Annotated in this window: 8 protein-coding genes; 2 read left to right on the top strand and 6 right to left on the bottom strand. The window is 37.8% G+C overall.

Features of this window, described 5'->3' with window-relative positions:
- Positions 1-157 precede the first annotated feature (157 nt).
- Positions 158-433, bottom strand: a complete 276-nt coding sequence (locus JYB62_RS04400) for a hypothetical protein (RefSeq protein WP_205644209.1) — start codon at positions 431-433, stop codon at positions 158-160.
- Positions 434-732: 299 nt separating this feature from the next.
- Here JYB62_RS04400 and JYB62_RS04395 point away from each other — a divergent pair, with 299 nt between their 5' ends.
- Positions 733-3,669 carry a PVC-type heme-binding CxxCH protein gene (locus JYB62_RS04395; protein ID WP_205644208.1) on the top strand — a complete coding sequence of 979 codons (2,937 nt, stop codon included), beginning with the start codon at positions 733-735 and terminating at the stop codon, positions 3,667-3,669.
- A gap of 19 nt (positions 3,670-3,688) precedes the next feature.
- Here JYB62_RS04395 and cls read toward each other — a convergent pair whose 3' ends face one another.
- The 3 genes from cls to JYB62_RS04380 form a co-directional block, all read right to left on the bottom strand.
- On the bottom strand, positions 3,689-5,158 hold the full coding sequence (gene cls / locus JYB62_RS04390) for a cardiolipin synthase (protein WP_205644207.1): 1,470 nt from the start codon (positions 5,156-5,158) through the stop codon (positions 3,689-3,691).
- 477 nt (positions 5,159-5,635) lie between these two features.
- On the bottom strand, positions 5,636-7,297 hold the full coding sequence (locus JYB62_RS04385; RefSeq protein WP_205644206.1) for a M1 family metallopeptidase: 1,662 nt from the start codon (positions 7,295-7,297) through the stop codon (positions 5,636-5,638).
- A 4-nt stretch (positions 7,298-7,301) separates the two neighbouring features.
- On the bottom strand, positions 7,302-8,747 hold the full coding sequence (locus JYB62_RS04380; RefSeq protein ID WP_205644205.1) for a M24 family metallopeptidase: 1,446 nt from the start codon (positions 8,745-8,747) through the stop codon (positions 7,302-7,304).
- A gap of 328 nt (positions 8,748-9,075) precedes the next feature.
- Between JYB62_RS04380 and JYB62_RS04375 the strand changes: the two genes are divergently transcribed.
- Positions 9,076-11,139, top strand: coding sequence for a glutamine--tRNA ligase/YqeY domain fusion protein (locus JYB62_RS04375; protein WP_205644204.1), 2,064 nt, complete (start codon positions 9,076-9,078; stop codon positions 11,137-11,139).
- A 127-nt stretch (positions 11,140-11,266) separates the two neighbouring features.
- Here the strand turns inward: JYB62_RS04375 and JYB62_RS04370 are convergent, their stop codons facing one another.
- Entirely contained in the window at positions 11,267-11,998 is a 732-nt protein-coding gene (locus JYB62_RS04370; RefSeq protein ID WP_205644203.1) for a LytR/AlgR family response regulator transcription factor, read from the bottom strand.
- Complete coding sequence (locus JYB62_RS04365; protein WP_205644202.1) at positions 11,998-13,515, bottom strand: sensor histidine kinase; 1,518 nt, start codon at positions 13,513-13,515, stop codon at positions 11,998-12,000. Before JYB62_RS04365 ends, JYB62_RS04370 begins: the two co-directional genes overlap by 1 nt.
- Between the last annotated feature and the right edge of the window lie 60 nt (positions 13,516-13,575).

Below are 13,575 nucleotides of genomic sequence, written 5' to 3'. Positions count from 1 at the left end.
AACAGTTAATCTTCAAATTTACAGTCACTTAAGATAAATCAAAAAGTCAAATGATTTCATAAGATGGGGTATTGGGAATCCTTAAAAAGAAAGGCGTAATTACAATTTACGCCTCCCCAACAATCTTTTTGATAATGGAAGAAATTTATTGAATATCCTATATATGAAACTCTTTGTCCATTACAAAAATCTTCACTGTCTCCCTGATCACTCCATCATTTGCCATCGCAGCAGGGCCTTCAGTTTCAAGGATTTTCATGTAGGTATCTAGATTTTCTACTTCAAATATTAGTGCTACTTCATTTCCCTCCTGGATGGAGATATGAATGGGACTTGCACATGTTTGGCGCTTAAACAATTCGCCATGAGTTCGAAAACCTTCTTCCCACTTTGCGGAATCTTCCACTTTTGCGGTAATAATTACTTTTTTCATGATTTTGTAGTTTGATCCTATGTCAAGTTATCAAAAAATATTCATTGCGGAGTATGTTTTGTTCTGATAACCAGTAATTTATATTGATGTGGTAAGTCGCCCTCTTCGGAATGGCTCTATTGCTTAGATTTGTTTTTTGGTAGGACTCAATTCAAATCAAAGACCGAGAAATCTATATTTTGAGATTTCATTTAAAAGACATTGCTAATCCTTGATTTATGCGAGTAGGAATCTTTAAAATTTTATTATTTTAAATTCACAATGTTCTCTTTTTCAACCCCTAGTCTTTATCTGCTCTCATGAAACAAAAGTTTCCTATTTCTATTCAGCATTTAATTTTAGCCTTTTGTTTTCTCTTTTCCTGTAAGGAGGATTTAGTGCTGGAGGAGTTTCAAATTGAACCTGGATTTTCCTTAGATAGAGTTGCTGCTGAACCATTAATTAAGGACCCAGTAGATTTGGAGTTTAATGAATTAGGAGATGCTCTGGTGCTAGAAATGCCGGGATATCCTTTTGAAGATCAGCAAAGTAGAATCTTGGTCTTAAAAGATAGGAACAAGGATGGAGTATATGATGATAGAATTGTTTTCATAGAAAACTTGCAGCTAGCCAACTCATTTATGCCCTATAAAAAAGGCGTTTTAGTGGCAGCTCCCCCCTATTTATTATTTGTACGTGATGAAAATCAAGATTATATCCCTGAAAAAGTGGATACGTTGATGGGTGGATTTTCTACTGGAAATTTACAACACAATTACAATGCCCTGACTTTTGGGCTAGATAACTGGATTTATGCAGCCAATGGTGGAAATGATGGAAAGCCATTTTGGTGGGGTGAACCAGATAGTCAGTTGGATTTACGAGGTCAGGATTTCCGATTTAATCTGGAGACAAAAACCTTGGAACGCTTGGGTGAATCTTCTGGCGGATTTGGCCTCGCCATGGATGATGTTGGACGGCTATTTGAAACACATAACTTGGAACATATCTCTCACCTTGTTTTTCCAGACCGATACATAAAAGGTCTCCAAACCTTAAAAAATCATACCCTTAAAAATATTTCAGATCATGAAGAGAATGGCTTAGCACGTATTTTTCCAATTGGAGAGCAAGAATCCCGGGTGAATCATCCTGAGCAATCTGGTTATTTTTCAGGAGCTTGTGGGATAACCTATTATGGAGGTGGCTCTCTAGGGGTTGAATATGAAAATACCATTTGGGTGGCAGATGTGGTTCTTAACCTGATTCATGTAGATAAAATAAAATCCAATGGTTCTGCATTTTCTGCTTCTAGAGTCTTAGAAAAGCGTGATTTCCTTGCAAGTTCCGACCGCTCCTTTCGTCCTGTAAATATGAACTTAGGACCAGATGGCAGCATGTATGTGGTTGATATGTATCGTAAAGTGATAGAACATCCTGAATGGATTCCAGATGAAATTGAAAAAACTTTGGATCTGGAAGCTGGAAAAGATCAAGGTCGGATTTATAAAATCTCTAAAAAGAATGTAAATATTCCTTTCGATTTGGATCAATTAAAAAGCCAAGAAGGATTGGTAAAAAGTTTAAATCATTCCAATCAATGGGTTAGGAAAACTGCCCACCGACTGTTGATCGATCAAGTCCTCAACGAAGAAACAATCAAAGAATTGAATAATAAGTTGGTAGCTGGTAATGATTTTGCCAAACTTCATGCTTTATGGATTTTGAATGCAAAGAAAAAATTGGATGAAGAGGCCTTGCTTAGGGCACTTCAGGATCCCTCTCGAGATATACGTGAAACTGCTTTGCTTCTTGCAGAACAAGAATTAGATACTCATCTAAACCTTGCAGAAGCAGTCTTAACTCGCTTAAGTGATCCTGACGGACGCGTTCGTATGCAAGCAGCTCTTTCCATTTCTACAATTGGAATAGAAAGACTCTCTGAGCTTAAACAGGATGTTTTGGTCGGAATTAAAAATGCCATTACACTTCTTCCTTATGACGACTGGAATATCGCCGCATATACTTTAGCGGCTGGACCATTCGCGCCAGAATTACTTTCTACTCTTTTAGCAAATCCACCTACACAAATTCCAGAACAGTTTCTTAGCTCCCTTGCTTTGGCTGCTGGAAAAAATGAGAATGATGCCAAATCTGTACTTCAAGCTTTGGTTAGTGCTGATATTCATATGAGTGTCAAGCAACAAATAATTAAACATCTTTCTCTTGGACTGGGCCAGGTAAATGGTAATGCTCTTGAACCATATATTTGGCCATTGGAAAAATCTGGTGACCCAGGTTTGATTTCTGAATTAGCGCAATTGCGAAGTAAACTTAATTTGGGTACCTCTCCCGAATTTTTCAAAATAAGTGTAGCTGCATTAACCACGGTAAATGATCGATCCAAGTCTGAAATTTTCAGGCTACAACAATTATCTATAATAGAGCTGCTCCCTTATGAAGTCAAATCAGATGCGCTATTTCAGTGTTTAAGGAATACTGAACCTCTCAAACTTCAAGAGAATGCATTACGCCAACTATCTAAATACAATGAAAAGGAAATAGGTGAAAAAATCGTAGAAATTTGGAACGAGTTAAGCCCTCAAACCAGAAGGTATGCCAGCGATCTTTTGCTCTATGTTGAAACCCATCATGACGCTTTATTGACTGGATTGGAAAATGGAATTATCAATATCGGCGAAATGAATTTTGATCTAGAGCGAAGAAGAACCTTGCTTTGGTGGACAGAAAATGAAGATACAAAGCGCAGGGCTGAGAAATTATTTACAGATTCAGGTGTTACAAATAGACAAGAGGCAATTGATCAAATGAAGCCAGCTTTGGCGCTTAATGGTTCTGTTTTGGATGGAGCGAAAGTGTTTGAAAACATCTGTGCAAACTGCCATGTCTTTGGAAAAACAGGTAATGAAGTAGGTCCTGTATTGACAGAAATAGGACGAAAAAGCAAAGAAACCAATCTGCATGATATACTTGATCCCAATGCTGGTGTGGATACCAAATATATCAACCATAGGCTTGAGACCAGTGATGGTGTGGTTCATCTTGGAATAGTTTCCAATGAAACTGATAAGAATATCACCATCAAAAAGCCAGGAGGAGAAAGTGTTACAATCTATAAATCTAATGTTAAAGAATTTCGTTCTTTAGGAACCTCCCTGATGATGGAAGGTCTTGAAAATAGCATGACTCTACAGGAAATGGCAGACTTGTTAGCGTTTTTACAAAGTGGCGTTTAATGAGATTTACAGGATTCCTTTACAAGAATGAGGAAATCAATCTAGCAGTGGCAAAGGTCAATTTTTTAAAAGTGCTCAAATTATGAAACTGTTCTTTGGTTATTTCCACACTTTCTTGTAGATCCTTAAGAAACATTTTTTCCATTTTGAGCCCAAATTCTGAGCCGTAGATCACAGACATTAATTCGAAATTCAAATCAAAACTTCTAATATCCATATTTGCAGTTCCGATGATGCTAATCTTTTGGTCTACTACCACCGTCTTGGCATGAATAAACCCTTTTTTATATAAGAAAATTCGAACTCCTGCATCTAATAATTCAGTAAAGTAGAATTTGGAAGCTGCTCCAACGATCGCAGAATCTGATTTTTCAGGTAGCAATATCCTGACATCTATTCCACTTAAGGCAGCTTGTTTTAATGAATTTAGAATTCCTTCATTTGGAATAAAATAGGGATTAGTTATGTAAAGACTGTGGCGAGCAACGTTAAATGATTTAAAGTAAGTCATCATAATGTTTGATTGGGGATACACAGGACCTCCAGCCATAAGTTGTGCGAATCCTTTGGTTCCTTCCCCATTAATTTGTCCACTTTCAGGAAATAATTCCTTTTGGAAATCGACCTTATTTTTTTGAGCCATATTCCAACTTACGATAAAATGCCTTTGTAAACTGTGAACAAGTGGCCCAGAAAATTTCACATGGGTGTCACGCCAATAAAGCCCCGTATCTATGGAGTTATCATATCGATCTGAAATGTTAATTCCTCCTAGAAAACCAATCTTTCCATCGATGATAATCACTTTTCTATGATCTCGATGATTTAATCGATTCGCAAATTGTCGCAATTTTACTTTGATATTGGGGTAGATTGACACCCCATTTTCCTTTAATTCTTGTACGATATTTTTATGAATTCCTCTACTGGCATAATCATCATAGAGTACTTTGATTGACAATCCTGCCTTTGATTTATTAATTAAAATTTCTTTGATTTGATTACCTCGAATATCATTTTCCCAGGCATAATATTCCATATGGATAAAATGCTCTGCCTGCTCTAAAGACTTTAATACTTCAGGAAATTTTTCCTCTCCATTTACCAATAATTCAAATGAATTTTCGCTGAGGAACTCTCCCATCATATTAAGTTGAAACTTGACTAATCCCTCATAATGGCCAAATTCCTCCTTATACTTTTCTAACAAATGATTTGTGTTATTGGGAATCACTTGAAAATAATCTTGATCTAAATCTTTTTGTACAGAAACTGCACGATGGTTATGCCGCTTATGTCTATAATTGATGCCAACAGAATAATAAATAATCATTCCCAGAATGGGTAACACGATAACCAGCAACAAATAAGCTAGTGTTTTTGAGGTTGAATGGGTGTCAAGTAAAATTCTGAAAATTGTAAAGATCAATACGAATAAGTATACTAAAGAAAAAATATGATTGATCGTAAAAAACTGGCCTATATTCATTGAACTTCAGATTTTAAAAGAGAATTGGGAAACTGTAAGCAGCCCTATTCTAATGAACTTCTTTTAGAGAGTAATTTCATTTTAAATAATAATCATCTCAGGTTTTTGACTCAGGGTCATTTTCAGAATTGATAATATCCTTAGGTATGGATATAAATAGTGCAACTAAAGGTCTTGTGTTGTCATTGTATTGCAACATTACTTTGAGGATTCCAGCAAATGGCATAAATAGAATCATTCCAGCATTCCCCATTTTTTTCTTCAGATTTCAACTTTTAGATTTCAACCTTCCCTGAACCTTGGATAGGAAGTATGATGTATGGTATAAGAATTCAGATTTATTGATTACTGCCATCTGAACACTGTTTCCTTATAGCTAACCTTTTTATGCTTCAGATTTTTATTTTTTTAGACTTCTAACTTGCCTGAATACTGATCACTAACCACTGGATGCTGCTTTAACTTTTACTCAAAACCTTATTTCTGTTCCAATTTCGCATCCATCAACACCCATGTATTAGGGTCTAAAATGATTTCTTCTGGTGCTATTTCCACTGGAAGTTCGATTGTATTTTTCAGTTCTTTGATCCAAATGGTTTTCAACTCGGTTCTGTCTTTTGACTTTATGGCAAGTTCAATAGGCATCTGAAACTCACTTCCGTCATTTTGAACTTGGTTTAAAGTGATTTTAACTAGTTTTTTACCTTTATCATATGACCAATTACCTTCCACTTTTAATGCTCCCGGCTGATATAACCATTGGCCAAAAAACTGTTCCAAATCTTTACCGGAAGCCTTTTCCATTTCTCTTCTAAAATCAGCTGTGGTTGCGTTTCCATTTTGGAATTTGGCATAATAAGCTTGGACTCCTTTCCAGAAATTCTCTGTTCCGATTACTCCTCGAAGCATGTGTAAAATCCAACTTCCTTTTTGATAGGTATGTGAACTTACCACCTTGCTCATATCACTCAGGTTATCATGGACGATTCGATAGTTAGGATTTTTTTCATGAAAAGCGTCAACGGTCTTTTTACTATTCGCCAGTCCCTCCAAAAAATCATCTCTACCATAGGCATGCTCTCTATACAACAGAGTGAAATACGTAGCAAACCCCTCACTCAACCAAACATCGTCCCAATCATATTCCGTTACTGCATTTCCAAACCATTGGTGGGCGATTTCATGAATGATTACATTTCTCCAGCGAGTATTTCTATCCCCTACTACCGAATTTTCGCTGTATAAAATGGCTGATGCTGCTTCCATTCCACCGCTGACACTGTTGGATTGGATATTGGCAAGTTTTTCATAGGAAAAAGGACCTATGTAATCACTATAGAATTCAAGAACCTGTTTTGTGGGAACAGCGAAATCATAAAATCCCTTATCTCGATCTTGATAGTAAACCCAAGTTTGTATTGACTTGTGGTCAAACTGATCTACTTCCTGCATAGCAAAACGGGCAACTCCCAATACATAAAGCCAGGAAGCGATCGGAATAGATTGCTTCCAATGGGTCAATCGTTTTCCGTTACCCAGATCCGTTTCTTCGATTTTTAATCCGTTCGATACGACTTGGTAATGTGATGGAGCAGTAACTATAAATTCACAAGTAGCTTTGTCATAAGGATGGTCTACCATAGCTAGCCAGTTTCTTCCTTTATCAGGCCAATTATCACTGAAAAAGGTTCGATCGCCATATTTGTTATTGGCAATTTTTAACCCGGAAGCCGGTATTCCTGAATAAACAATTTTGTATTGCTTTTCTTGATCTTTTTTGGAGCTAGATGGAAGTTTGATTTTTAATTCTTCTCCTTCGTGTGTAAAAGCAAGCTCCTGTCCTTCAGATTGGATTGATGAAACAGTCATTCCTTTATTTTCCAATGCTTTTGAAGCTTTTACCAAGTCTAGACGAAGGCTGTCCACTCCTTCTCCCAGATACCGAACATCAAGGATTAATTCACAGGTAATTTCATCTGTATCATCAGATAATTCAATGTTAAACTGGTAGTTTAACACATCCACTTTAGTGTTCTTGGGATAAGAATCCGTTCGGGCGAATACGGAGGAGGAAAATAAGATAAATAGCAGGATAAAGAAATTCTTCATGGTATTTGGAATATGACAAAATGAAGACATGTGTCTATTTTAATGTAGAAAGATCGATTTCAGGTCTGAATTCTATCAATCCCTTTTCTCGAATGGTGGCTTCCACCTCTTCTAATTTGGAAGGCACGAAACTACTGAGGTTTTCTACCCCATTTTCAGTCACTAAGGCCACATCTTCAATACGTATGTATAATCGCTCCTCATGTAACCAGATCATGGGATCTATAGTGAATACCATTCCCGCTTCCAGCGGTCTTCCTCGTACTCTACCTACATCATGTACTGCCATTCCCACCGGATGCTGGAAATGCCCCCTGAATTTCAATCCATCTTGCACGGCTTTCAAATGGCTTTCCTTGACAAAAGTCTTACCCTCTAAATAGGCTTTCATATCAGAAGCAGCATGATCCAATACCTCATCAGCAGTTACTCCAGGCTTGATGTAACGGAATAAGGCATCTCGATAGGCTACTATGAAATTATATAGTTCTTTTTGTTCCTCATCGAACTTTCCATTTACTGGCCAGATCCTGGTGACATCACTGGTATAAAATTCATAATCTGGAGCATAGTCCATTAATACCAAATCCCCATCTTTCAATTGATCAGTTTTATGGAAATAGTGTCCCATATAGGCATTGGTTCCTCCTCCAATGATGGAAGGGTAACCATCTCCCTGTGAGCCATAGAGGTAGAAAATATACTTGGCAGCTGCGTCCAATTGGTATTCATAGACGCCTGGATTAGTAGATCTCATGGCTTCCATAATGGCCAATCCTGCGATATGCGTTGCCTTTTTGATGACCGCAATTTCTTCTGCACTTTTAATTAATCGCATCTCATCCAAAATAGGCGTCAGATCTTGGACTTCATATTGAGGGTATTGGTCTTTTAGTTTGGAGATAAATCTTGCTTCTCGAGTTGGACCACCATCCCAAGGGTCTGATGCATTTCTAGCCTGTCCAAATAAGATTTCATCTCTACTGTCATTACCTGTCTCTGCTGGACTAAATTCTGTAAATAGCATGGGGCCTGGAGGTTTGATTAGGCCAGCTCCTACTAAATCTGCCGCTAAAAATTCGATTCCTTTTACCTGTTCAATTCCAGTAAGTTCCTGTACTAAGTCGGCATCTTCTGCAGAAAGCACTTTCCCCTGGCTTCTTTCCATTCCTTCATCTCTATGAGGAAGGTAAAGGACAGCTCTTTTGCTTCTGCCATTGAGTAATAAATAAGATCGAGCTGTTTCCACACCCGTGAGGTAAAAAAAGGTGTTGGATTGTCGAAATACGCTGAATCCTGGAATTCCGCTGGCTCCTTGAATGACGGCTATCGCGTTATTTCCAATTTTTTCATATACTGTATTTCTTCTTTTGGCAAATTCCTCTTTGGAGAATTCAGTTTGAAAATGAGGGTCATCTTGGGGAAATACGGAGAATGGAATAGAAAACAATAGAACTACAATCAAGTGAAGTTTTTTCATAAGGCTGGTGGTTTAAATAGGAATATAGTAAGAATCTGTCATTTCAATTCTAAGATAGACTTAGTTCGTTCACCATGTTGAATAAAGAAGTGTGCGAATGTAAGTTCACAGGCAAGAGGTAGAATTTATAATGTATGATCTAAGAATTCTGATTTACTGAATACTGAGACTGAACACTAACCACATTATTTTTAGATTCCTTATTCCCGACTTCTTACTTCCCTGAAGACTAAACACTCCCAACTGATCACTATTTACAGCTCACTTCTTTCAGATTTCAGTTGCAAATACATCCAATTGACTTAATTTTGAAATTCAATTTTGATCTATGACTGAAGAATCCGCATCACTCAATTTTCTAGAACAACTCATTGAAGACGATTTAGCTGCTGGCTTTCCAAAGGAGAAGCTTCGTTTTCGTTTTCCTCCTGAGCCAAATGGTTATTTACATATTGGTCATGCTGCTTCCATTTGCCTGAATTTTGGGCTCGGTGAACTGCATAATGCACCTGTAAATCTTCGTTTTGATGACACCAACCCTGCCAAAGAAGAGCAGGAATATGTGGATGCCATAAAATACGACATTCAATGGTTGGGCTTCAAATGGGCTACAGAATGCTATTCCTCTGATTATTTTCAGCAACTATATGATTGGGCCATTCAGTTAATCAAAGAAGGTAAAGCCTATGTAGATGGACAGTCTGCGGAAGCCATGGCTGAGCAAAAAGGAACTCCTACTACGCCCGGAGTAGCAGGTCCTTATCGAGACAATTCGGTGGAGGAAAATCTGTCTATGTTTGAACGGATGAAAGCCGGAGAATTTGAGCAGGGTAGCTATGTGCTTCGTGCTAAAATTGACATGGCTTCTCCTAATATGCTCATGCGGGATCCGATCTTATACAGAATTGTTAAAAAAGCTCATCACCGAACTGGGTCTGATTGGTGTATCTACCCTATGTATGACTGGACTCATGGAGAATCTGATTACATAGAACAGATTTCACATTCTTTGTGTACCCTGGAATTTAAGATGCACCGAGAATTATACGATTGGTTTTTAGATCAAATCGTAGATCCAAAATTGTTAAGGCCTAAACAGCGGGAATTTGCCCGAAGAAACCTGAGCTACACCGTGATGAGTAAGCGTAAATTACTCGAGCTGGTTCAGACAAAAACTGTTTCTGGATGGGATGACCCTCGTATGCCAACTATTTCTGGTTTGAGAAGACGAGGATATACTCCAGAGTCTATTCGAAATTTCAGTGAACTTTCAGGTATTTCCAAGCGGGATTCTGTAACTGATGTTTCTTTATTGGAATATTGCATCCGGGAAGATCTAAATAAAACGGCTACTCGCGTAATGGCAGTGTTGGATCCGGTAAAATTGGTCATCACAAACTATCCTGAAGGAAAAACAGAAATACTTCAGGCTGAAAACAACCCAGAGGATCCAAAATCTGGAATGCATGAAGTTCCTTTTTCAAGGGAATTGTATATTGAGCGTGAAGACTTTAAAGAAGAAGCCGGAGGTAAGTTTTTCCGTTTGACATTGGGAAATGAGGTACGGTTAAAGAGTGCTTACATCATCAAAGGCGAGTCTGTGGTCAAAGACGCTTCAGGAAATATCACTGAAATTCACTGTACAGCTGACCTGGATTCTCGATCAGGAACTGGTACAGAAGCAAGTACCAGAAAAGTAAAAGGAACCTTGCATTGGGTTTCGATTCAACATGCCATTAAAGCGGAAGTTCGCGAATACGATCGTTTGTTCTTGGATGAAGCTCCAGATAGTCATGAAGACAAGAATTTTATGGAGTTTGTCAATCCTAATTCCTTGAACGTGATCAAAGAAGCTTATTTGGAACCATACTTGAAAAATGCCAGCTTAAGTGATAAGTTCCAATTCCAACGTTTGGGCTACTTTACGCTTGATAAAGATAGTACGTCAGAACAATTGGTATTTAATAAAACAGTGGGGTTGAGAGACTCTTGGGCCAAGCAAAATTCAGCTCCAGCAGCTCAACCAAATCAATCTGTTAAACAGCCCAATCCTAATGCTAGTCAAGGGCAAGGTCAACGTTCGGCTATTAATGAAATTCAAAAAATTGCGAAAAAATACACCAATCTCTCCGGTGATAAACTTGCTGCTGCCAGAGCAGATATCGCAAAACTTGCTGAACAGGTAACTTATGAAGAATTGGAACCTCTGTTTGGGACTGCTGCAAAAAAAGTGGGAACTCGTATCGGAGCCATGATTACTTTAGGCATTCTGTTAAACAAAGGTCAAGAACGTAATAAGGAGATTGATGCCTTTATTTCCGCAGGGCTAGCAGATGGAAATGAGCAATTGGTAGAGGAAGCTAAAGCTGTAGCCAGTGGCAATAATCAGTAGGCAGTTTACAATATGCCATTAGGAAATGCTCGCTGAAATTAATCAGCGAGCATTTTTATTGAAAAGCTTTTGAATAAATGACCTTACTACCTAAATACTTTTTGAATATCAATTTTATAAATAAGATTTAAGTAAAAAGCCTTTTCAATTCATCTCGCTTCATCCGCGCAATGGGTACTTGGCTCCCATCATCCATCAAAAAATACCCTCCTTCAGTCTTCACATATTTTCGAACATGTTTCATATTGACCAAATGAGATTGGTGAGTACGATAAAAACGTTGGTCTTTCAATAACTTTTCAAAATGTCCCAGATTCCCAGAAAGTAATACTGTGGGTTCATTTTCCATGAAAACTTTGGTATAGTTTGCCTCAGCTTGCAGACGGATAATGTCACTCACCCTGGCAAAAATGACTTCCTCCTGAGTAGCTAGTGCAATTCTCCGATCTTGGTCATGACTTAAGTTATAGGATAGCAAATCAATTTTTTCTTGTTGACCTATTTGTTCTTCCAACTTCTCTACTGCATGGATTAATTCTTTCGGGTCAACGGGTTTCAGCAAATAATCCAGTGCGCTATACTTGATGGCTCTTAGGGCATAGGAATCATAAGCCGTAACAAATATGATTTTAAAGTCAATGTCTCCTGCTTCATTTAGAAAATCAAACCCACTTCCCCCTGGCATTTCAATATCTAAGAAAACCACGTCTGGTTTCGTTAATTGGATTTTATCTAACGCCTCTTTTGCAGAAGCGGCTTGATCTATAAATCCTATTCTTAAACAATGCTGTTTCAGCAAGCGTTTTAGTAATTCACGATTGCCTTCCTCATCATCGATCAATAATGCATTGTATTTCATTATTCCAGTGGAAGTTTTATTCGAACTTGGACTCCAACCCCGTCTTCTCTATTTTTGATTTCAACAGCTGCCTCACCCGCATATAAATTATTTAAATTCCGGATTCTTTCCTCGCTCAAATGCAATCCTGAAGAAGCTTTATTAGGTTTTGATAAGCCTTGTCCATTATCCAAAATATCTATAAGGAGAAAATGCTCTTTTTGCTGAATGTCAATTTGAATAACTCCATTTTTACCCATTCCTGCAACTCCATGTTTTACCGCATTTTCCACATAGGGTTGAAGTAGCATCACAGGAACCAATTGATCAAGAGATACATTTTCAGAAATTTGGATTCGACTTGTAAATGAGAAGCGAAGTTGCTCCAGTTCCAGGTACAGTTGAATAAGGTTTAATTCCTGTTTTAATTCATGAAACTGGCTGTTCGAAGCAGATAAAACTTCCCGTAAGAGCCTTGACAATTTTGTGATATAAGTATTGGCAGCTTCATTCTTTTCCTGACTTACTAAGTTTTGAATGGAACTTAAAGCATTAAACAAAAAATGTGGGTTCAGTTGTGCTCGGATTGCTTTTAATTCTGCTTCCGTCAATTGTTTAGCCCATTCGAGCTGCTGTTTTTGTTTTTCTTGTTTGTTTCTGTATCCAATGAAAAAAATACCTCCTATCAAGATTACTATTAGGACAGAACCTCCGATCAGCATAGGTGTCTCCAGCCACCATGGCTTTAGGATAGTGAATGGATATTTAAGTGATAGCTCATCAGACGCACCTTCAAATGGTTGGACGTAAAAGGTATAGTCGCCAGGAGAAAGATCTTCATACAAAAATAAGGCAAATGGGTTTTCAGGGTCATATCCTTGTAGACTTTCATGGAAACCGATTAATTGAACCTTTGCATCTTCTGTTAATTGATCTACCACGAAGTAAAGTCCATTATCCTTATAGGGGAATGAAGGATTAACTGGTAATCCCCTCTCATTCAGTTCTTGTACATATTCTACATCTTCCCAATTGTATTGGGAGGAATCGGGATAAGATTCAAAGATGTTTTGAAACTGATAGGCGACAAAGTTGCTAAAGTATTCAGCAGGATAAAGATCAGATAGTTCCAAAGAGGAATATCCTACTTTCCATGTGATGGCCAGTGTATCTCCTATTTGTTCATCAATAAATACATAGCTCTGCTCTGATCCTGGCGAAGAACTCATGCTGAATCCATTCATTTTTACTTCAGGTCGATTGATGTACTGAAGTTTGTTATTGACGACTAAAGCGATGTCGGTGGATTGGATAGAATCTGTATTGATGCCGAGTGAACTACCTTCAGGAATAATCAAATTGATAGGTAAGTTGGTTCCAGGTTCAAAACCATCACAAAGGCTATCAATTGGATAGTTTGTTTGGTCTTTGTATACCCGGATTCCTATTTTTAGTTTTCCTTTTTCTACAAAGTGTACCTGTGCTTGCAAGCTGAAAGCCTGTAGTAATAAATAGATGCTGAAGAGTAATTTTTTCATTTTTGGATAGTGTTTTATCCACATAGACAGTTTCTTGGAAGCTGAACTTCTGTGAAAATA

The organism is Algoriphagus lutimaris (assembly GCF_017051705.1).
Lineage (GTDB): Bacteria > Bacteroidota > Bacteroidia > Cytophagales > Cyclobacteriaceae > Algoriphagus > Algoriphagus lutimaris.
The sequence above is the reverse complement of the archived record's forward strand: the minus strand, read 5'-3'. Positions and strand labels throughout refer to the sequence as shown.